21 protein-coding genes, 1 tRNA gene and 1 pseudogene are annotated in these 19906 nt (G+C 58.6%); 15 read left to right on the top strand and 8 right to left on the bottom strand.

Features of this window, described 5'->3' with window-relative positions; all coding sequences use genetic code 11:
* The first annotated feature begins 144 nt into the window (after positions 1-144).
* Both RI563_RS04455 and ssb read left to right on the top strand, forming a co-directional pair.
* Positions 145-1521: an MFS transporter gene (locus RI563_RS04455; RefSeq protein ID WP_310693145.1), complete on the top strand. Its 1377-nt coding sequence runs from the start codon at positions 145-147 to the stop codon at positions 1519-1521.
* 38 nt (positions 1522-1559) lie between these two features.
* Entirely contained in the window at positions 1560-2027 is a 468-nt protein-coding gene (ssb, locus tag RI563_RS04450; protein WP_310693144.1) for a single-stranded DNA-binding protein, read from the top strand.
* A gap of 232 nt (positions 2028-2259) precedes the next feature.
* Here ssb and RI563_RS04445 read toward each other — a convergent pair whose 3' ends face one another.
* Positions 2260-2646 carry a hypothetical protein gene (locus RI563_RS04445; protein ID WP_310693143.1) on the bottom strand — a complete coding sequence of 129 codons (387 nt, stop codon included), beginning with the start codon at positions 2644-2646 and terminating at the stop codon, positions 2260-2262.
* 160 nt (positions 2647-2806) lie between these two features.
* On the opposite strand from RI563_RS04445, the gene RI563_RS04440 reads away from it, so the two are divergent.
* A complete protein-coding gene (locus tag RI563_RS04440; RefSeq protein WP_310693142.1) occupies positions 2807-3274 on the top strand; it encodes a hypothetical protein in 468 nt (155 codons plus the stop codon).
* A 266-nt stretch (positions 3275-3540) separates the two neighbouring features.
* A complete protein-coding gene (locus RI563_RS04435) occupies positions 3541-4569 on the top strand; it encodes a hypothetical protein (RefSeq protein WP_310693141.1) in 1029 nt (342 codons plus the stop codon).
* 6 nt (positions 4570-4575) lie between these two features.
* Here RI563_RS04435 and RI563_RS04430 read toward each other — a convergent pair whose 3' ends face one another.
* The 3 genes from RI563_RS04430 to ispB all read right to left on the bottom strand — a co-directional run bounded on the left by RI563_RS04430 (position 4576) and on the right by ispB (position 6597).
* Positions 4576-5274: a class I SAM-dependent methyltransferase gene (locus RI563_RS04430; protein ID WP_310693140.1), complete on the bottom strand. Its 699-nt coding sequence runs from the start codon at positions 5272-5274 to the stop codon at positions 4576-4578.
* Positions 5275-5494: 220 nt separating this feature from the next.
* A tRNA-Pro gene (locus tag RI563_RS04425) sits at positions 5495-5571 on the bottom strand.
* Positions 5572-5625: 54 nt separating this feature from the next.
* Positions 5626-6597, bottom strand: coding sequence for an octaprenyl diphosphate synthase (gene ispB, locus RI563_RS04420; protein ID WP_310693139.1), 972 nt, complete (start codon positions 6595-6597; stop codon positions 5626-5628).
* Positions 6598-6793: 196 nt separating this feature from the next.
* On the opposite strand from ispB, the gene rplU reads away from it, so the two are divergent.
* From rplU to RI563_RS04395, 5 genes are all read left to right on the top strand, one after another.
* Positions 6794-7105: a 50S ribosomal protein L21 gene (gene rplU / locus RI563_RS04415; RefSeq protein ID WP_310693138.1), complete on the top strand. Its 312-nt coding sequence runs from the start codon at positions 6794-6796 to the stop codon at positions 7103-7105.
* A gap of 17 nt (positions 7106-7122) precedes the next feature.
* Entirely contained in the window at positions 7123-7380 is a 258-nt protein-coding gene (gene rpmA, locus RI563_RS04410) for a 50S ribosomal protein L27 (RefSeq protein WP_310693137.1), read from the top strand.
* A 197-nt stretch (positions 7381-7577) separates the two neighbouring features.
* Complete coding sequence (gene cgtA / locus RI563_RS04405; RefSeq protein WP_310693136.1) at positions 7578-8621, top strand: Obg family GTPase CgtA; 1044 nt, start codon at positions 7578-7580, stop codon at positions 8619-8621.
* Positions 8622-8642: 21 nt separating this feature from the next.
* A complete protein-coding gene (gene proB, locus RI563_RS04400) occupies positions 8643-9767 on the top strand; it encodes a glutamate 5-kinase (protein WP_310693135.1) in 1125 nt (374 codons plus the stop codon).
* Positions 9768-9869: 102 nt separating this feature from the next.
* A complete protein-coding gene (locus tag RI563_RS04395) occupies positions 9870-10247 on the top strand; it encodes a response regulator (RefSeq protein ID WP_310693134.1) in 378 nt (125 codons plus the stop codon).
* A 73-nt stretch (positions 10248-10320) separates the two neighbouring features.
* Here the strand turns inward: RI563_RS04395 and rpsT are convergent, their stop codons facing one another.
* Complete coding sequence (gene rpsT / locus RI563_RS04390) at positions 10321-10581, bottom strand: 30S ribosomal protein S20 (RefSeq protein WP_310693133.1); 261 nt, start codon at positions 10579-10581, stop codon at positions 10321-10323.
* Positions 10582-10798: 217 nt separating this feature from the next.
* On the opposite strand from rpsT, the gene murJ reads away from it, so the two are divergent.
* From murJ to ispH, 6 genes are all read left to right on the top strand, one after another.
* Positions 10799-12358 (top strand): murein biosynthesis integral membrane protein MurJ, encoded by a 1560-nt coding sequence (gene murJ, locus RI563_RS04385; RefSeq protein WP_310693132.1) that lies wholly within the window; start codon positions 10799-10801, stop codon positions 12356-12358.
* Between the two features lie 189 nt (positions 12359-12547).
* Entirely contained in the window at positions 12548-13480 is a 933-nt protein-coding gene (gene ribF / locus RI563_RS04380; RefSeq protein WP_310693131.1) for a bifunctional riboflavin kinase/FAD synthetase, read from the top strand.
* Between the two features lie 31 nt (positions 13481-13511).
* Positions 13512-16373 carry an isoleucine--tRNA ligase gene (ileS, locus tag RI563_RS04375; RefSeq protein ID WP_310693130.1) on the top strand — a complete coding sequence of 954 codons (2862 nt, stop codon included), beginning with the start codon at positions 13512-13514 and terminating at the stop codon, positions 16371-16373.
* Positions 16374-16464: 91 nt separating this feature from the next.
* Entirely contained in the window at positions 16465-17007 is a 543-nt protein-coding gene (gene lspA, locus RI563_RS04370) for a signal peptidase II (RefSeq protein WP_310693129.1), read from the top strand.
* Between the two features lie 15 nt (positions 17008-17022).
* Positions 17023-17496: an FKBP-type peptidyl-prolyl cis-trans isomerase gene (fkpB, locus tag RI563_RS04365; protein WP_310693128.1), complete on the top strand. Its 474-nt coding sequence runs from the start codon at positions 17023-17025 to the stop codon at positions 17494-17496.
* A complete protein-coding gene (ispH, locus tag RI563_RS04360) occupies positions 17493-18461 on the top strand; it encodes a 4-hydroxy-3-methylbut-2-enyl diphosphate reductase (RefSeq protein ID WP_310693127.1) in 969 nt (322 codons plus the stop codon). Before fkpB ends, ispH begins: the two co-directional genes overlap by 4 nt.
* 79 nt (positions 18462-18540) lie before the next feature.
* On the opposite strand, the gene RI563_RS04355 is transcribed toward ispH, so the two are convergent.
* The 3 genes and pseudogenes from RI563_RS04355 to RI563_RS04345 form a co-directional block, all read right to left on the bottom strand.
* A complete protein-coding gene (locus RI563_RS04355; RefSeq protein WP_310693126.1) occupies positions 18541-18984 on the bottom strand; it encodes a type IV pilin protein in 444 nt (147 codons plus the stop codon).
* 18 nt (positions 18985-19002) lie between these two features.
* Positions 19003-19323 (bottom strand): hypothetical protein, encoded by a 321-nt coding sequence (locus RI563_RS04350; RefSeq protein WP_310693125.1) that lies wholly within the window; start codon positions 19321-19323, stop codon positions 19003-19005.
* Positions 19324-19368: 45 nt separating this feature from the next.
* Positions 19369-19906 (bottom strand): annotated as a pseudogene (locus RI563_RS04345) (hypothetical protein); the annotation flags it as partial.

Here is a 19906-nt window from a genome sequence, read left to right as displayed (position 1 = left end):
TACGCCACGACGGGAAAGCGCGTTATCACCTTACCGGTTGTCCCTGTTTCCCGCCCGGGTGGTTCCTGATAACATCCAACGCTTTACCGATAGTCTGATTACGGCTATCCCGCAGATTCTTGATCCGGGCTCTCCTGATTACCGATGCACGATAACGCGATGACCAAAGGCGAGCGGCGCATAGCGCTGGTCCTGGCCGGGGTATTTTCCTCCCGCATGCTGGGGCTGTTTATGATCCTGCCGGTCTTTACCCTCTACGCCGAAGCACTGCGGGGCTATACCCTGACCCTGGCCGGGCTGGCTCTGGGCATCTACGGCCTGACCCAGGCCCTGTTACAGATCCCGATGGGGCTACTCTCCGATCGCATCGGCCGCAAGCCGGTGATCGTTGCGGGGCTGCTGGTATTCGCTCTGGGCAGCGTCATCGCCGCCCAGTCGGACACCATGTGGGGGGTGATTCTGGGCCGTGCCCTGCAGGGGGCCGGGGCGATAGCCAGCGCGGTGCTGGCCCTGGCGGCGGATCTGACCCGGGAAGAGCACCGGCTCAAGGTCATGGCCCTGATCGGCATCAGTATCGGGCTCTCCTTCGCCCTGGCAATGGTGATCGGGCCGCTGCTGCACGGCTGGTTTGGCGTGCCGGGCATTTTCTGGGCCACCGCCGCTCTGGCCGCCCTGGCCATCGTGCTGGTGCTGCGGGCGGTACCCAAACCGGTCAGCGTGCGCTTTCACCGGGATACGGAGGTCGAGCCGGCCTCGCTGGGTAAAGTCCTGCGCGACAGCCAGCTGCTGCGGGTCGACGCGGGGATTTTCATCCTGCATCTGCTGCTGATGGCGAATTTCGTGGTGGTGCCGGGCCTGCTGGAGAATCGTTTCGGGCTGCCCGGGGCCAGCCACTGGCAGGTCTATCTGCCGGTATTGTTCCTGTCGATGCTGGTGATCATGCCGTTTATTTTCCTGGCCGAGAAAAAACGCATGGTAAAACAGATACTTGTGTTTGCCGTGGGGCTGATGCTGGCGGTTCAGGCGGGACTGGCCGCGGGCATCGACTCTATGGCCGGCATGGTCTTCGTGCTATGGTTATTCTTTGTGGCGTTCAATCTGCTGGAGGCCAGCCTGCCGTCTCTGGTCGCCAAACTGGCCCCGGCGACCCGCAAGGGCACGGCGATGGGCGCCTATACCACGGCCCAGTTTCTGGGTGTGTTTGTCGGCGGCGCGGCCGGTGGCTGGCTGGTGGATCACTATACGCTGACCAGTCTGTTCCTGTTTAATATGGGTCTGGCCGGGATCTGGTTGCTGCTGGTGATCAGCATGCGTCAGCCGCCGTATTACAGCAGCCAGTTGCTGAATGTCGGCAGCCTGAACGCGCAGCAGGCCGAGGAGCTGGTCGGCAAACTGAGCGCGGTGCCGGGCGTGATCGAAGCGATTATTGTCGCCGAAGAGGGGGTCGCCTACCTCAAGGTCGACAAACCGAAACTGGATCAAAGCGCGCTGTTTGCCTATTCGGTCACAGCGCAAAGCTGAATATCAGCATCAACATTGCACGAGGGGAGAGGACGAACATGGCAAGGGGTATTAATAAAGTAATCCTGGTGGGGAACCTGGGGCGCGATCCGGAAGTGCGCTATTCCGCCAACGGCGCGGCGATTGCCAATGTATCGATCGCCACCTCTGAAAGCTGGAAAGATAAAAATACCGGCGAACAGGTGGAGAAGACAGAATGGCACCGGGTGGTGATGTTCCGCCGTCTGGCCGAAATCGCCGGCGAATATCTGAAAAAGGGCTCCAAGGTCTACATCGAAGGCAAACTGCAAACCCGCAAGTGGCAGGGTCAGGACGGTCAGGATCGTTACACCACCGAGATCGTTGCCAACGAAATGCAGATGCTCGACTCACGGGGCGGCGGCAGCGCCAGTTTTGACAACAATTACGGCGGCAGTAGTCAGGGTAGCAGTAGCGGCGGAGGTAGTGGCGGTGGCCAGCCCGAGCCGGTCCCCATGGGTGACTTCGACGACGATATTCCGTTCTAGCGTATTTGAGTCTCTCGCGGAGGCGCCGCGCCGCAAAGGGGAGTCGCATTGGCAAACAGGCTGCATCGAGCACCTGAGTTAGCGTATACAACCCGGGTTTATCACTTCCCAGGCGTGTTCCGCGTTTGACCGAGAAACATCAAGTCGCTTTTTCCGTATTTTGTAAAAAACAAAACCCCGCTCAAGCGGGGTTTTGTTCTGGTAGCCGGCGTGTCGGTATGACGCCGGGTTTTTAATACCCGCGGTTTTTACCCTGGCCGGAACCTTTGCCGCCGCCCATACCCTGACCACGACCCTGGTCCATGCCGCGACCTTTCTCATGGCCCATTCCTTTCTTCTGCTGACTTTGATTCATCCCCTTGCCGCGCTGGCCGGGTTCATCGGGCAGTGTGACGCCGCGTTCCTCGGCTCGCTGCTGCATCCGTTCATGGTGTTCCTGACGGAATGCTTTGCGTTCCTCTTCGGAGTCCATGTTGCGCATTTGCTCGCGATGTTCGGCCCGTTCTTGCTCGGTCATCAGTTGCTGGCCGTAAATCTGTTCCTCCTGCGCCGAAACAAAAGGGGCGCTCAGGGACAGGGCGAGTAACAGTGGAATATGTCTGGCAAGATAGTATTTCATAATGTTCACCTCCTGGTGATAGTCAGAAAGACAAGGTCAGTAAAGCATAGAAACGGCCCGGATACCGTGCAAGCAGGGCAAAATAGTCATTGGTCCGGCATTGTGAGCCATTGGCTGGTTATATTATGGTAGAAATACACGAATAGTCTGTCTGTTGAGTATGGCTGAATCGATATCGCAACCGTCCCAACCCCTGCTGCACGAGGGTTACCTCTGGCCTTCGGCGGATTATGATCGGCAACTACTCGGGGTGCGCGAGGCGATCGGCGAGAAGGTCTACCTGGTGCGGCTCGATTTCAGCGATATCAACCTGTCCGTTACGGTCGAGAACAAAGCGGTGACGTTGCTGGATGTGGTGAGCTTTTCTGCCCCGGATCCCGCCCGGCGGTTATATCCTCATATGCTTATCCTGTCGGATGGTCGTGGCATCAACCTGGGGCATATCGCCCGGTTGAGTCGCGATCAGGCCTTTAACCCGCAACCGGAACAGATCGTCTATCAACAGGAGGTACTGATCCGGCGCTGGCTGTTTCGCGAACGGCGGCTCTCGCCGCAAACCATCCGGCATACCAGTCAGGTGCAACTGGCTCGCATACTGGGTCGGGTCGAGCCCCGGCAGCTGGAGTGACTGACGTAACCTTCCCAAGGTTATGACAGAGACTGCCCGGCATTGAATCCATGCCTGTGTTTTTGTAAGAACGGCATGCAGTTTGGTTTATGTGCTGATATGCGGTACAGTTTTGATTAAAAGTTGAGGGCGCGTGAAAGCGACAACAATAATCCCCTCATCAATCACATAGGCCACGCCAAGATGGCTATTTGACATGATAAATCAATCAAAATCCCGTTGCAGGAACTTGTACAACCGTTTATTGCTGAGATTACAGATATAGCGTGAATCACACTATTTCAACACTACTGATGATTTTTGTTTTGCTGCCTCTGTCATTGACGCAAGTTGTTGCGCAGGATGAGGTTGCACCCGGCAAAGATTGCCCTGATGATGCGCCGGAGTGTGGTAAAGAGAATGTTTCTCCGCCGGACGAACAGGCAAAAGACAGCAAAACGTTTTTTTCTTTTCTCGATAAACCTCAGAGTATGATGGCCGGTGGCCTGACCGGCATGACCACCTACATGGACGAGTTCTTTGCCGAGGAACGTGTCTTTTATGACAAGACCGGCAGCTATGTTCGTATTACAGCAGATACTATCTTCGACGAAAACGGGGAGGTCGGTTATGCCGGTGATATCAAGTTAAAATTACGTTTGCCGCGAACCGAGGAAAAACTCAAGCTGACCTTTGAAAGTGATCCGGAGGAACAACGCGATTCGCTCGATAGAACGCTGGAAGAGTCGCCCGAGCAAGCCGCTCGGGAGCGGGACTATTATGGCGGGATCCAGGCAACCCTGGGGGATGAACGAAAATGGCGCTTTAAACCTTCAATCGGTGTCAAATTCGACAAACCCATCGACATTTTTCTGCGCCTGCGCATGGATCGCAGTTACAAAACCGGTGACTGGTTGTTTCGGCCCAGTCAGACGTTCTATACCTTCAAGGAAAAGGGGTTCGGCTCGGATACCGCCTTCGAGCTGGATCACAGCTTAACCGACAATCTCCTGTTTCGTTCTTCAAGCTTTCTCCGTTACCAGGATGAAAACGATTATTTCGAACCCAGCCAGGTCTTCTCACTGGTCCACAGTCTCAGTGAACGCCGTGGCATGGCCTATCAGATCGGCGTCTACGGGGTTAGCGAGCCCACCTGGCAGGCAACGGATTATCTGGCCCAGCTGCGTTATCGCCAGCGAATTCACTCCCATTATTTATTTGTCGAGCTGATTCCCAAGGCAGTTTACCGGCGCGAGAATAACTTCGAACCGGAACACTCGTTTACTCTGCGATTGGAAATGGTTCTGGAAGGCTGAGCCGGACTACCGGCGCCGGAAGATCAGAAAATAATTTTCCTCGAGCATCGGCAGATCACGCACTAGCTCGAAACCGGCCGCCGCTACTTCATCGATCACCTGATCCTTGTTGGCTCGTACATGCGACATTACCCAGGATGAGCTGCGCCCCGGCTGTTTGCGAAAATCGATAATCGCCAGTTTCCCATTGGGGCGTAATGCCCGGTGAATCGACGCCAGCATCGCCCCGGGATATTCAAAATGGTGATAGGTGTCGCTCAGGAAAACCCGGTCCACGCTTCGCTCGGGCAACCGGGTTGATTGCTGATCGTTAACAATCCCCTCGACATTATTCAATCCCTGCTCACGGGAGGTGCGCACCACATTCTCGACAAAGTTTTCGGCGATATCCACCGCGTACACCTTGCCGGTATCGCCCACCTGTTTGGCAAACAGCCGGGTAAACAGACCGGTCCCGGCCCCGACATCCGCGATCCGCATGCCCGGCTCCAGTTCCAGTGCATCGACAATCGCGTGCCGCCGGTCGTACACCTCCCGGCCCGGTCGCTCGAAAGTACTTCGCCAGCGCTCGAAATCGGGTTCCTGGTAATGGCGGTTGATACCGGGGTTGGCGTTTTCCTCGGCTTGCAGGGATGGAGTGGTCGGCAGCCACAAGCCAAGGCCGACAAGCAGACTGATCATTATCAGTGTCTGTCTGATAAACATGGTTATTCCTGTGTGTGGTGTGTTGATCTAATTAAAGCGCGAGCTCGGGGGTACGTAAAGGCAGGCAGGTAGCCATTGAAAACACCGACGGCACTGAACTCATCGATAAGACTTGCTGGATTAGAATGAATATTCAGTGCCGTCGCTGTTTCTCTGGACGGTCTCAAAAACAAAAATGCCGGCCTTCCCGCTGTGTGAAAGACCGGCATTTGTTTTGAATTGGTCGGGGTGACAGGATTTGAACCTACGACCCCCGCCTCCCGAAGACGGTGCTCTACCAGGCTGAGCTACACCCCGTTATTAAGCCGTTGAAACGGCGCTGACAGCATCAAAGCGATTGGAAGTCTTGCGTCAGTAACTGCGGTTGACGGCGAATTCGGCGAGGAAGCTGAGGGCGTCTTTGTACTGCGACGTCGGGATTTCACTCAGCGCCTCGATGGCCTGATCGGCCTCCGCTCGCGCGCAGCGCGCAGTGTAGTCGATAGCGCCGGTGGATTCAATCGCTTCGCGTACCGCCTCGATCTGCTCAAGGCCCCCGGTTTCGATGGCCTGGCGGATGACGCCGGCCTGTTCCGGGCTGCCCTGCGCCATGGCGTAGATCAGCGGCAGAGTGGGTTTGCCCTCGGCCAGATCGTCACCGATGTTCTTGCCGGTTTCCCCGCTGTCGGCGCGGTAGTCGAGTACGTCGTCTACCAGCTGGAAGGCGCTGCCCAGGTGCATGCCGTAGCGGGCCATGGCCTGCTGGAGCGCGGCAGGCTGGTCGGTGATGACCGCCGACAGCTCACTGGCCGATTCGAACAGTTTGGCGGTTTTGTTGTGAATGACCTCCATGTAGCGGGCCTCGGTGGTGTCCGCGTCGTGGATGTTGAGCAGTTGCTGGACCTCTCCCTCGGCGATGGTGTTGGTGCAGTTGGCCAGAATACGCATAATATCCATGTGACCAATATCGACCATCATCTGGAAGGCGCGGGAATAGAGGAAATCGCCGACCAGCACGCTGGCCGAATTCCCCCATAAATTGTTGGCGGTTTCCCGTCCCCGGCGCAGCTCGGAGCCGTCTACCACGTCGTCATGGAGCAGGGTGGCGGTGTGGATGAACTCGATGATCGCCGCCAGATCGACGTGATAGCGGCCCTCATAGCCCAGCGCGCGGGCGCACAGCAGGTGGATGATGGGGCGCAGCCGCTTGCCGCCACTATTTATAATGTAAGTGCCCACCTGGTTGATCAGCACCACCTCGGAATGCAGCCGCTCGCCGATGCAACGGTTGACCTCGACCATATCGGGGCCGATTAACGCCTGGATGTCCTCGAGAGTCTTCAAAATGGCACGCCTGTGGGCAAAGCGCAAAATGCTAGGGAGCCCCCACTGACCTGTCAAGCCAGACGCGGCCTTGAGAGCGCTTAAATTGGCAGAAAATCAGGAAAATTCTTTGACCGGGGCGGTCCCAGACGCTAAAATTGCGCCCCTTTCCACAGTCGAGTCCGCCCTGACGGCGGGGATATTTGGAGCACAGATTATGTACGCGGTTATCGAAACCGGTGGCAAGCAGTACCGGGTAGAACAGGGCCAGAAAATCAAGGTCGAGAAGCTCAACGCCGAGCAGGGCGCCAGCGTGGATATCGACAAGGTCCTGATGATCGCCGATGGCGAGGATTTCAAGGTTGGTAAGCCCTATGTCGAGGGCGGCAAGGTCACCGCGACCGTGGCCAGCCACGGTCGCGGCAAGAAGGTGATGATTATCAAATTCCGTCGCCGTAAACACAGCCGGAAAACCCAGGGCCACCGTCAGGACTACACGGAACTGGAAATTACCGGTATCAGCGGCTAAGCAAGAGGACGTAAAGCATGGCTCATAAGAAAGCAGGTGGTAGTACCCGTAACGGTCGCGATTCCCAGTCGAAACGCCTTGGCGTCAAGCGCTATGGTGGTCAGGTGGTCAAGGCCGGTAACATCCTGGTTCGCCAGCGCGGCACCAAGGTTCACCCGGGCGTGAACGTCGGCAAGGGTGGTGACGATACCCTGTTTGCCAAGGCTGATGGCACCGTGGTATTCGAGACCAAGGGGCCCCAGCAACGCAAACGGGTCAGCATTATCCCGGCCTGAAGACGCCAGGGTACAAGCCGAACCGCCAAAGCCCCGTCCCTCGCGACGGGGTTTTTGTTTGCAGGAGGGGTGGCCAGCGAATGCGGGTCTTCTCGCCAGGCAACTGGAAATTCGGCCTACAAATCAAACATGATTGGAACAGGTAAGACTCATTTTCCCGGGCCGTCTTGGCCCTCGTAACTATACGGAACTGAAAGATGAAATTCGTCGATGAAGCAGCGATTCGGGTCGAAGCCGGCAAGGGAGGCAACGGCTGTGTCAGCTTTCGGCGCGAAAAATTCATCGAGTTCGGCGGTCCCGATGGTGGCGATGGTGGCGATGGTGGTGATGTGTACCTGATCGGCGAGCGTAATCTCAATACCCTGGCCGATTTTCGCTACACCCGCCAGTTTCGCGCCGAGCACGGCCAGCAGGGCAAGGGCCGCAATATGACTGGCAAGGGCGGCGAGGACCTCACTATCCCCGTGCCGCTGGGCACCCAGGTGTTCGACGAGGAGACCCAGGAGCTGCTCGGCGACGTGCTGGAGCACGGCCAGACCCTGCTGGTGGCCAAGGGCGGTCATCACGGTATCGGCAATACCCGTTTTAAAAGCAGCACCAACCGGGCGCCGCGCCAGTCCACCCCTGGTACCCCGGGCGAGGCCCGCCTGCTGCGTCTGGAGATGAAAGTGCTGGCCGACGTGGGACTGCTGGGTCTGCCCAACGCCGGCAAATCGACTTTTATCCGCGCCGTCTCCGCGGCCCGCCCCAAGGTGGCCGATTACCCGTTTACCACCATTTATCCCAACCTGGGCGTGGTCAGTGTCGAGGCGCACCGCAGCTTCGTGATTGCCGATATTCCGGGGATTATCGAGGGCGCGGCCGAGGGTGCCGGGCTGGGGCTGCAGTTTCTCAAGCACGTCTCGCGCACCCGGCTGCTGCTGCACCTGGTGGATATGGTCCCGCCGGATCCTGACGGCGATCCGGTAAGCGACGTGCGCACCATCGAGCAGGAGATGCGCCGTTTCGATCCGGCGCTGGCCGGGTATGAGCGCTGGCTGGTATTGAATAAAATCGACCTGTTGCCCGAGGACGAGCGCGAGGCCCGCTGCCAGGCGCTCGTCGATGAACTGGGCTGGCAGGGACCGGTCTATTCGATCTCGGCCATCGGCCAGATCGGCACCCGGCAGCTCTGTTATGACATCATGGGCTATATCGAGCGCCAGCGAGAGGACGCCCGGGCGGCATCGACAGACGACTAACGCGACAGTGGAACAAGACGCATGTCCAGACGGCAACAACTGAAAACCTCGCAGCGCTGGGTCATCAAGATTGGCAGTGCCCTGCTTACCCGAGACGGCGCCGGGCTCAACCGGGAGGGGCTGGATAACTGGGTGGCGCAGATGGCGGCCCTGGTGGAGCAGGGCGTGGAAATCGTGCTGGTCTCCTCCGGCGCGGTGGCCGAGGGCATGTCCCGGCTGGGCTGGAAGCAGCGCCCCAGCGCCCTGCACCATCTGCAGGCCGCCGCCGCCGTGGGGCAGATGGGCCTGATTCAGGCTTACGAATCGCGTTTTGCCCGGGATAACCTGCATACCGCCCAGATCCTGCTGACCCACGACGATCTCACCAGTCGCAAGCGCTATCTCAACGCCCGCAGCGCGGTCCGCAGTCTGCTGCAGCTGGGGGTGATCCCGGTGATCAACGAAAACGATACCGTGGTGACCGATGAGATTCGCTTCGGCGATAACGACACTCTGGCCGCGCTGGTCGCCAACCTGGTGGAGGCCGATACCCTGATTATTCTGACCGATCAGCAGGGACTGTACGATCGGGATCCGCGCCAGCACGGCGATGCCACGTTGATCGACGAGGCGCTGGTCCATGACGAATCGCTCGATGCCATGGCCTCCGACGGCGCCGGGGCGCTGGGCCGCGGCGGCATGAAGACCAAGCTACGCGCCGCGCGCCTGGCGTCCCGTTCCGGCACCTCCACAGTTATCGCCTCGGGCCGTGAAGAGCAGGTACTGATCCGGCTGCGGGCCGGAGAAGCTCTGGGCAGCCTGTTGTACGCCGAGCAGGCGCCGCTGGCGGCGCGCAAACAGTGGCTGGCCGGCCATTTGCAAATGCGCGGCCGGCTGGAGCTCGACGCGGGCGCCGTCAGGGTGCTGCAACAGTCGGGACGCAGCCTGCTGGCGGTCGGTGTACGGGATGTGAGCGGCGATTTCGTGCGTGGCGAAATGGTGGCCTGTGTGAATCCCGACGGCCGGGAAGTGGCCCGGGGACTGGTCAACTACAATGCCGATGAGGTGCGCCGCATCATGGGCGAGCCGAGCGAGGCGATCGAATCGATTCTGGGGTATATCGACGAGCCGGAGCTGATCCACCGGGACAACATGGTACTGGTGTAACCGCGTAAAGTTACCGCGCCGTCGACCGATACCATTATGATAGGCAGGGGCATTCGCTGTAGTTCCCCAGCTCACTTGAGTGATCGCAACAGGGAGTCCGTGATGAAGATTCTGGTGGTGGATGACGATATCCAGCTTGGCCGGCTGATCAAGGGCATGTTCGAGCAGCTGGGCGAGAGTCAGGTGGATTGTGTCGAAGAGGGTCGGGAAGGGCTGCGTCGCCTTCGGCAGGAGGCATACGGCCTGGTGTTGCTGGATATCAACATGCCGACTATGAGCGGGGTCGATTTCGCGGTCGAGCTGGGCCAGCAGCAGCCGGGCACGCCCTGCATTTTTGTCACTGCCGCGGCCAATGAAATGGCGCAGGCGGCCATGAATGTGGCCCAGGAGGCCGGCGTCAGAATGCTGGGCACCCTGCACAAACCCTTTTCACTGGAGCAGCTGGAAACCCTGCTCCAGCAGGCCCGGTCCGCCGCCTGACCGGGCGGTTTCGGGCATAAAAAAAGCCGGATAGGAATCCGGCTTTTTTTATGTTTGCAGCAGGCTGCCCCGATTACATCGCGCGGATGCGGGCGTTCAGCCGGCTTTTCTGCCGGGCGGCCTTGTTCTTGTGAATCAGCCCCTTGCTGGTGGTCTTGTCGATAATGGCCACGGCCTGTTTGTAGGCCTGTTCAGCCTGGGCCTTGTCGCCGGCTTTCACCGCGCCGAGCACTTTCTTGACGAAGGTGCGGAACTTGGAACGATAGGCTGCGTTGTGCTGACGGTTATCTTCCGCCTGGCGCGCCCGTTTGCGGGATTGTGCAGTGTTGGCCAAAACGTCTCTCCTGACTCGATCAATTTCGTAATTTCGAAGGCCGCGTATGATGGTGGTTTTGCCCCCAAATGTCAACGCTGTGGCGAAATTTCATCGCCTGCGTATTCAGCCCCCCGGCCGGTGGGGTAAGATGCGCAGGTCGGCCCGGCAGCCTGTTTGGGTGTAAGTGATTACAAACTAACAAATCATTAAATAACAACAAGATAGAGACGCCGCCATGGGACTGTTACGGTCCACCGCCATTTTCAGCAGCATGACCCTCATCTCCCGCATTACCGGCCTGGTGCGGGATGTGGTGTTCGCGGCCGTGTTCGAGTTCGGCAAGGCCACCGACGCCTTTTTAATCGCCTTCAAGATCCCCAATTTCCTGCGTCGGCTATTCGCCGAAGGGGCCTTCGCCCAGGCCTTTGTGCCGGTGCTGGCCGAGTACAAGGTCCAGCGCGACGAGGCGGCGGTGCGCGATCTGATTGCCGCCACCGCCGGTACCCTGGGCGCGGTGCTGCTGATTCTCACCGCCCTGGTGGTGCTGGTGACGCCCCTGTTCGTCATGCTGATCGCCCTGGGCTATATCGGCGATCCGGCCCAGGTGGATCTGACCGCCGAGATGCTGCGCATCACCTTCCCCTACATCTTTTTTATCTCCCTGACCGCGCTGTCCGGCGGGGTGCTCAACACCTATGGCCGTTTCGCCCTGCCAGCCTTTACCCCGGTGCTGCTCAACCTGAGCCTGATCGGCGCGGCCCTGTGGCTGTCGGACTATTTTGCCGTGCCGGCCATGGCCCTGGCCTGGGGTGTACTGATCGCGGGGCTGGCACAACTGCTGTTGCAGCTGCCGTTTTTGCTCAAACTGCGCCTGTTGCGCTGGCCGCGCTGGGGCTGGCGCGATTCGGGAGTGCGGCGCATCATGAAGCTGATGTTGCCGGGGATTATCGGCTCCTCGGCCATGCAGATTAACCTGCTGTTCGATGTCATGGTCGCCTCGTTTCTCGCCTTTGGCAGCATCACCTGGCTCTATTTTGCCGATCGGATGATGGAGTTCCCGCTGGGGCTGTTCGGCATCGGCCTGGCCACGGTGATCCTGCCCTATCTGTCGGAGAAGTTCGCCCGCCAGGATGCGCTGGCCTTTTCCCGCACCCTGGACTGGGCGCTGCGCTGGGTGCTGCTCATCGGGTTGCCGGCGGCGGTCGCCCTTGGCGTGCTGGCCGGGCCGATCCTGGCGACGCTGTTTTTATATGGTGGCAAGGGAAGCCATGATCTGAGCATGATGGCGCTGGCGCTGATCGCCTACAGCTTCGGGTTGCTCGGCTTCATGCTGGTCAAGGTACTGGTCCCCGGCTATTTCGCCCGCCAGGATACGAAAACACCGATGAAAGTGGCGTTGATCGCCATGGTCGCCAACATGATTTTCAACGTGATTCTGGTGGTGACGCTGGTGCAGGTGGGTTATTCCGCGCCGCATGCCGGGCTGGCGCTGGCCACCACGCTCTCGTCGTTCATCAACGCCATGCTGTTGTTGCGCGGCCTGTTGCGTGGCGGGGTGTTCCGGCCCGAAGCCGGCTGGGGGCTGTATTTTGTGCGCGTGATCCTGGCCGCCGGGCTGATGGGGGCGAGCCTCTGGTACCTGGCCGGTGACTGGTCGCAGTGGGTCGACTACACACTGGTCGAGCGGCTGACGCATCTGGGCTGGTTGATCCCCGCCGGCGCGGCCATTTACTTCGCCGTGCTGGCCTTAAGCGGCCTGCGCTTCGGCCAGTTCCGCCGGCCGGTGTCGGGCTAACCTGCTAAAGGGCAGGGAATGATCTCTCGCAAAGACGCTAAGCTCGCAAAGAAGAACAGTAATCTTTTCTTGGCAGCTCTGCGTCTTTGCGAGAGTTTTATTTCATTTGCCTGAATCCCAGGGTTTTTTCGCTAACAGCCCCTTGTTTTTGTTATACTTTTGGCCTTTTTCCGGTGGTGTGAATCAATCATGGAGCTGATCCGCGGTCTGCATAATCTGCGCCCCCGTCACCACGGTTGCGTGGCCACCATCGGCAATTTCGATGGGGTGCATCTGGGCCATCAGGCGGTCATCGGCCAGCTGGCGGAGAAGGCCGACGAGTTGTGTCTGCCGACAGTGGTGATCACCTTCGAGCCGCAGCCGCTGGAGTACTTCAAACCCGGGGCGGCGCCCTCGCGTCTGACCCGCTTTCGGGAAAAGATTCAGGCCCTGCGCCGCTACGCCGTGGATCGGGTGTTGTGTCTGCCGTTCAATCGCAAACTGGCACAGCTGAGCCCCGCGGAATTTATCCAGCAGGTGCTGGTCGACGGGCTGGGCGTGAAGTATCTGGTGGTCGGCGATGATTTTCGTTTCGGGCGCGGCCGGGCCGGGACCATTGATGACTTGCGCGCCGCCGGCGACGAACACGGCTTCACGGTGGTCAACATGCACACCTTCGAGATCGACGGCGAACGGGTCAGCAGCACGCGCATTCGCCAGGCGTTGGAAGCCGGCGACATGGGTGCCGCCGAACGGCTGCTGGGGCGCGACTATCGTATGAGCGGGCGGGTGGCGCACGGCGACCGGCTGGGCCGCCAGCTCGGGTTTCCCACGGCCAATATTCATTTGCATCGGCGGGTGACGCCTTTGCAGGGCATCTTTGCGGTGGACGTGTTCGGGCTGGAGCGCGAACCGTTGCAAGGTGCCGCCAGTCTGGGGACCCGGCCGACCGTGGACGGTACGCGCGCCCTGTTGGAAGTATTTATTCTCGACTTCGACCAGGACATTTACGGGCGGCATATCCAGGTCAGTTTCCGGCACAAATTGCGCGACGAGGAAAAGTACGACTCGCTGGAACGGCTCAAACAGCAGATCGACACCGATGTCGAACAGACCCGGGCCTACTTCGCCGCCCATCATTGAACTTCACTGAACGTCAATACGGACTAATATCGTGACTGATTACAAACAGACTCTCAATTTGCCGCAAACCGATTTCCCCATGCGCGGCAACCTGGCCAAACGCGAGCCGGAGTTTTTAAAGCGCTGGTACGCGATGGGCCTGTATGAAAAATTGCGCGAGCAGGCCAAAGCCGAAAACCGGCCACTGTTTCTGCTGCATGACGGCCCGCCCTATGCCAATGGCGATATTCATATCGGTCACGCCGTCAACAAGATCCTCAAGGACATCATCATCAAGTCCAAAACCCTGGCCGGTTACGATGCGCCCTATATCCCCGGCTGGGATTGCCACGGCCTGCCGATAGAGCTGCAGGTTGAAAAGAAAATCGGCAAAGCCGGTGTCGGCGTCTCGCATGAGAAGTTCCGTGCCGCCTGTCGCGATTACGCGGCCGAACAGGTGGACGGCCAGCGCGAAGACTTCAAACGGCTGGGCGTACTGGGTGACTGGGAGCGGCCCTACCTGACCATGGACTTCCGGTTCGAAGCCGACATCGTGCGGGCGCTGGGCAAGATCATCGAACAGGGGCATCTGCACAAGGGCTTCAAGCCGGTGCACTGGTGTGTCGATTGCGGCTCGGCCCTGGCCGAGGCGGAAGTGGAATACGAGGACAAGACCTCGCCGGCCATCGACGTGCGCTTTGAACTATTGAACGAAGAGGCGTTGATGAGCCGTTGTCATCACGTGGAAGGCCATGACGGCAAGGGACCGATCTCGGTGGTGATCTGGACGACCACACCCTGGACCCTGCCGGCCAACCAGGCGGTGGCGGTCAATCCCGAGCTCGATTACGCCGTGGTCCAGTGTGACGGGGTGGGCGAGCATGTACCCGAGCGACTGATCGTCGCCGACGCCATGCTGGGCGATATCATGGCGCGCTGGGAAGTGGAAGACTACCGTGTTCTGGCCTATTGCAAGGGCGCCGATCTCGAGGATCTCAAATTACAGCATCCTTTCTACGATCGTGAAGTGCCGATCATCTGCGGCGATCACGTCAGCCTTGATGCGGGGACCGGCGCCGTGCACACCGCGCCCGGTCACGGTCAGGATGACTATGTGGTCGGGCAGCGTTATCACCTCAAGGTGGACAACCCGGTGGGGGGGGATGGCAAGTTTGTCGAAGGCACGCCGCTGTTCGAAGGCCAGCATGTCTTCAAGGCCAACGACAGCGTCATCGATGCCCTCAAGGCCCATAACAAACTGGTGCATGAGGAAGCGCTGCGCCACAGCTATCCGCATTGCTGGCGGCACAAGAGCCCGATCATCTTCCGTGCCACGCCGCAGTGGTTTATCGCCATGGATCAGAATGAACTGCGGCGCAATGCCCTGAAGGCGATCGGCGAAACACGCTGGATGCCGCAATGGGGCGAGGCGCGCATCATCGGCATGGTGGAGAACCGGCCCGACTGGTGTATCTCGCGCCAGCGTACCTGGGGTGTGCCGATCACCCTGTTCGTGCATAAACAGAGCGGCAAGCTGCATCCCAACACCGCGGCGTTGATCGAACAGGCGGCGCAACAGATCGAACAACGTGGCATCAATGCCTGGTTCGAGCTGGACGTCAAAACATTGCTGGGCGACGAGGCTGATGACTATGAACAGGTCCGCGATACGCTCGATGTCTGGTTTGACTCGGGGGTGACGCATTTTACGGTATTGCATCAACGTCTGGGACTTGATGCGTATCCCGCCGCCGATCTCTATCTGGAAGGCTCCGATCAGCATCGCGGCTGGTTCCAGTCCTCGTTGCTGACGGCGGTCGCCATGCAAGACAGTGCCCCCTACAAGTCGGTACTGACTCACGGTTTCACGGTCGACGCCAAAGGCCAGAAGATGTCCAAGTCAAAGGGCAACGTGGTGGCGCCGCAAAAGGTGATCAACAACCTGGGTGCGGACATTCTGCGCCTGTGGGTGGCGTCCACCGATTACAGCGGCGAGATGCGTGTCTCCGATGAAATCCTCAAACGCACCGCCGATGCCTATCGGCGTATGCGTAATACCGCGCGCTATCTGCTGGCCAACCTGGGTGACTTTGACCCGGCCCAACATACTGTCGCGCCGGAGCAGATGCTCAGTCTGGACAAATGGGCGGTGGAGCGTACCCGTGAGATTCAGCAACAGGTTGAGTCCGCGTATGAGAACTACGAGTTCCATACCATCTATCAGCTGATGCATAACTTCTGCGCGGTGGATCTGAGCAGCTTCTATCTGGATGTGATCAAGGACCGCCAGTACACCATGCCCACAGAGAGCGTGGCCCGGCGCTCGGCGCAGACCGCGGCGTATTACATCGCCGAGGCGCTGGTACGCTGGATGGCGCCCATTTTGAGTTTTACCGCTGAGGATATCTGGGAAAACATTCCCGGCGAGCGCAGCGCGTCGGTGTTGCTCAATACCTGGTACGAACTGCCCCGCATGTTCGGTGATGAACAGGGTGCCGCCGATGAGCTGGCGTATTGGCAACGCATCATCGAGGTACGCGACGCGGTCAACAAGGAATTGGAAAACCTGCGCGTGGCGGGTGGTATTGGTGCCAATCTCGATGCCGAAGTGGGCATCTACGCCGGGCGGGAAATTCACGACGCCCTGGCCCAACTGGAAGACGAATTGCGTTTTGTGCTGATTACCTCCGGAGCGCGGCTCTACCTGGCCGGCGATCCGCCCGCCGAGGCCCAGCACTACACCCTGTCAGGCAACGACGAAATCTGGGTGTCGGTCTCCGCCTCACCGCATGCCAAGTGCGTGCGTTGCTGGCATCATCGCGAGGATGTGGGCAGCCATGCCGATCATCCCGAGTTGTGCGGGCGTTGTGTGGAGAATGTGGATGGTGGCGGTGAAGAGCGGTTACACGCCTGATTTTATTGCTGTAGGAGGGGCTTTCAGCCGCGACTCCTTGTTTGAGTGCCAAAGTCGCCGATGAAATCGCCTCCTACAAAAGGATAATAGAATGTTGAGATGGTTGTGGTTGACGGCGGTGGTGGTGGTGCTGGATCAGGTTAGCAAGCTGATTGCCAGCGCTTATCTAACGTTGCATCAGCCGATCGAATTGATGCCGATGTTTAACCTGACCCTGATGCACAACAGCGGCGCGGCGTTCAGTTTTCTGAGTGACGCGGGGGGCTGGCAGCGCTGGTTTTTTACCCTGGTCGCGATCATTATCAGTATCGTGATCTTTATCTGGATCAAACGGCTGCGACACGAGCATCTGCAGGCCGCTTCCCTGGCGTTAATCCTGGGCGGGGCCGTGGGCAATCTGATCGATCGGCTGCTGCATGGCTATGTGGTCGATTTTCTCGATGTCTATTATCGTGGCGCGAACTGTCTGCCCATGTTTTTTACATGGACTCGTGGCGGGGAGGCCGAGTGTCACTGGCCGGCCTTTAATCTGGCCGATGCGGCCATCACATTGGGTGTGGTGTTGATTCTGATCGATACGTTGCGTCAGTACCGGGCCGACCGGCGGCTGGCGGCCAAATACAAAGACGGATAAAACGAGCGGATTATTATGGCGGAGATCGAAGCGTTGACCATCGGCCCGGGATCGCGGGTGACCATGCACTTTACCCTGAGCCTCACCGATGGCACGGTGGCGGACAGTACCGAGGAGGGGGAGCCGATGACCTTTACCATGGGCGACGGTACCCTGATCGAGGGGCTGGAGATGGTGTTATACGGTTTGAAGGTGGGCAGCAAGCAGTGTCTGGAGATCGGACCGCGCGACACCTTCGGCTTTCCAGACGAGGAGAATATCCATACCCTGCCGCGCAGCGAATTTGCCGCCGAATTGCCGCTGGAGGAGGGGATTATTCTCGGTTTCAGCACCCCGTCCGGGGAAGAGGTGCCGGGCACCATTCACGAAGTCCGTGACGAGGAAGTGGTAGTCGATTTCAATCACCCGCTGGCGGGCCGGCCGGTCGTGTTCGACGTGGAAATTCTGGCCATTGAACCGGGTGAATTCACCCAGGATAGCGATATATGAAAGTCATACTCGCCAACCCGCGCGGCTTTTGCGCCGGGGTCGATCGCGCCATCGACATTGTCGAACGGGCGCTGGAGCTGTTCGGGGCGCCCATCTATGTGCGCCATGAAGTGGTCCACAACCGTTTCGTGGTCGACAACCTGCGCGACAAGGGGGCGATTTTCGTCGAGGAACTGGACGAGGTACCCGACGACGCCACAGTGATCTTCAGTGCCCACGGCGTCTCCCGGGCCGTGCGCGAGGAAGCGGAAAGTCGCGGTCTGAGCGTGTTCGATGCCACCTGCCCGCTGGTGACCAAGGTCCACCTGGAAGTGAAACGCTACAGTCGCAACGGTCAGGAATGCATCCTCATCGGCCATGCCGGGCATCCGGAGGTGGAAGGTACCATGGGGCAGTTCGATACCGGCGCCGGCGGACGGATGTATCTGGTCGAAACCGTGAACGATGTCGCCACCCTGCAGGTCAATGATCCCGAGCACCTGGCCTTCGTCACCCAGACCACCCTGTCGATGGATGACACCGCCGCGATCATCGACGCCCTGCGCGAACGCTTTCCCGCTATTCAGGGGCCGCGCAAGGACGATATCTGCTACGCCACCCAGAACCGTCAGGACGCGGTCAAATCCCTCGCAGAACAGGTGGATCTGCTGCTGGTAGTCGGCTCACCGAACAGTTCCAATTCCAACCGGCTCAAGGAAGTTGCCGAACGGCGTGGCACCAGCGCCTATCTTATCGATAACGCCGACCAGATAGAAAAAAACTGGTTGAACGGAATAACCAATATCGGTTTGACCGCCGGCGCCTCGGCGCCGGAAGTCCTGGTCGAGCAGGTGATAGACAAACTCAGGGAGTGGGGGGTTGACGAAATCGACCGAGGCAACGGTGAGGCGGAGAATGTCGTGTTTTCACTTCCCGTCGAGCTGAAGGAGAAAAGTTGGCAGTCGTCAGATGGCAGTCGGCAGTGAATGTTTAATGATGAATTTTGAATGTTAAATTCATCATTCAAAATTTAACATTCATCATTGATTCAACTGCCAACTTTCTTTAATCCCAAGTATCCTCACCGGCACCAATGGACCCATCGTTGTTTTTATCCCAGCGTCGCTGGCCGGTTGAGGTGATTTCCAGATAACCATCACCGGTCTGGCCTCCTTTGGGTGTGGCACGTAAAACAAAGGTTGTATCGTCCGCGCTTACAATTGTCAGGTCATAGGATTTGGTACTGCCATCCAGAGGTGCCTCGGCAGGAAAGATATCCGGCGTGCCGGTATCGTTACCACCGGTAGCCGCTCCTGCATAGGTATAATTTTCTGTATAGTGACGCTCTATGGCATTGGCAAAGGAGACCAGAGCCGCCTTGGCATCGGCACGACGGGCCTTTTCTATATAGCTTTGATAGGATGGATAGGCAATACCCGCCAGCAGGGAGATGATAGCAACAGCAATCATCAGCTCTATCAGGGTGAATCCGGACTGTTTTCTGATCATTGTATATCGTCCTGTTTTCTATTCGGGAACACGCTCTAAATCCTCGAGCACATGCAGCTCGCTGGTGACCGGCTGACCATTTTCCTCGCGCCATTTGAACTGCACTACCGTTCCGGGGGCAATCAGGAGCGGGTCGCGATAGGTGCTGCTGGATGAGGATGTGGCCCGGGCATCCTCGGCAACCCGGTACGGCATGTCATCAATATAAATCAGCCGTTTGTCACTGTTCAAGCCGGTAACGACACCGACTACATTGTGCGTTTGGGTTTGCCCCTGAGCCGATACGGGCGTAATTATCATGGTAAGGGCGCAAATGGTTGTTACAAGAATCTGTTTCATTTCCATACCTCACTGGTATGGGCAGCCATCAAGGCTGCCCCGTGATTATTTCAGTTGCTCCCAGGATAGCCGGTCACTCCCCGTGTTTTTGGGGTTGTTCTTGATTGACTCGGCCGTACCGGTAGAGCCGCTCATCAGTTTGATGCAGAAATCATCTGAACAAATCGGCGGAGGTGGTGCACCTCCGGCCAGACCCTCCTTGGGCTGCATACCGGAAACCGGAATACTGACTGTCTCACCGCTATCGGGATCGTAGACAGTCATGAATTCCTGATTATCGAAACTGCCGTCTGCATTCAGATCAAAGACTGAATAGCTGAGTCTGCCGCCGCTATTTGGATCCAGCTCCATTAACCAGCTAACGCCACCCCAGCCACAGGGATCGTCGTTGGGAATAATGGAGGTGATAATGATCCGTCCCGCCCATAGCAGGGGAGCAGCAACGACCCGTTCGCCCTGTGCGCCGAAACTATTCGGTGCGGGGGAGACCAGGTCCATATACCAGCCAGGCTCGGTGGTCATTTCCCGGGCAGTAATCATTCTGATGCCCCACTCATGGTCTTCGTTGGTTTGTGGGTTGTTA

Source organism: Thiohalophilus sp., assembly GCF_031581315.1.
Classification (GTDB): domain Bacteria; phylum Pseudomonadota; class Gammaproteobacteria; order UBA6429; family Thiohalophilaceae; genus Thiohalophilus.
Note: the sequence above shows the minus strand (reverse complement) of the source record. Positions and strands in the feature narration are given on the sequence as shown.

Excerpts from the sequence above, each read along its gene's own strand:
- RI563_RS04455 (WP_310693145.1), top strand. The coding sequence starts at position 145 with ATGCACGATAACGCGATGACCAAAGGCGAGCGGCGCATAGCGCTGGTC.
- ssb (WP_310693144.1), top strand. The coding sequence starts at position 1,560 with ATGGCAAGGGGTATTAATAAAGTAATCCTGGTGGGGAACCTGGGGCGC.
- RI563_RS04445 (WP_310693143.1), bottom strand. The coding sequence starts at position 2,646 with ATGAAATACTATCTTGCCAGACATATTCCACTGTTACTCGCCCTGTCC.
- RI563_RS04440 (WP_310693142.1), top strand. The coding sequence starts at position 2,807 with ATGGCTGAATCGATATCGCAACCGTCCCAACCCCTGCTGCACGAGGGT.
- RI563_RS04430 (WP_310693140.1), bottom strand. The coding sequence starts at position 5,274 with ATGTTTATCAGACAGACACTGATAATGATCAGTCTGCTTGTCGGCCTT.
- rplU (WP_310693138.1), top strand. The coding sequence starts at position 6,794 with ATGTACGCGGTTATCGAAACCGGTGGCAAGCAGTACCGGGTAGAACAG.
- rpmA (WP_310693137.1), top strand. The coding sequence starts at position 7,123 with ATGGCTCATAAGAAAGCAGGTGGTAGTACCCGTAACGGTCGCGATTCC.
- cgtA (WP_310693136.1), top strand. The coding sequence starts at position 7,578 with ATGAAATTCGTCGATGAAGCAGCGATTCGGGTCGAAGCCGGCAAGGGA.
- proB (WP_310693135.1), top strand. The coding sequence starts at position 8,643 with ATGTCCAGACGGCAACAACTGAAAACCTCGCAGCGCTGGGTCATCAAG.
- RI563_RS04395 (WP_310693134.1), top strand. The coding sequence starts at position 9,870 with ATGAAGATTCTGGTGGTGGATGACGATATCCAGCTTGGCCGGCTGATC.
- murJ (WP_310693132.1), top strand. The coding sequence starts at position 10,799 with ATGGGACTGTTACGGTCCACCGCCATTTTCAGCAGCATGACCCTCATC.
- ribF (WP_310693131.1), top strand. The coding sequence starts at position 12,548 with ATGGAGCTGATCCGCGGTCTGCATAATCTGCGCCCCCGTCACCACGGT.
- lspA (WP_310693129.1), top strand. The coding sequence starts at position 16,465 with ATGTTGAGATGGTTGTGGTTGACGGCGGTGGTGGTGGTGCTGGATCAG.
- fkpB (WP_310693128.1), top strand. The coding sequence starts at position 17,023 with ATGGCGGAGATCGAAGCGTTGACCATCGGCCCGGGATCGCGGGTGACC.
- ispH (WP_310693127.1), top strand. The coding sequence starts at position 17,493 with ATGAAAGTCATACTCGCCAACCCGCGCGGCTTTTGCGCCGGGGTCGAT.
- RI563_RS04355 (WP_310693126.1), bottom strand. The coding sequence starts at position 18,984 with ATGATCAGAAAACAGTCCGGATTCACCCTGATAGAGCTGATGATTGCT.
- RI563_RS04350 (WP_310693125.1), bottom strand. The coding sequence starts at position 19,323 with ATGAAACAGATTCTTGTAACAACCATTTGCGCCCTTACCATGATAATT.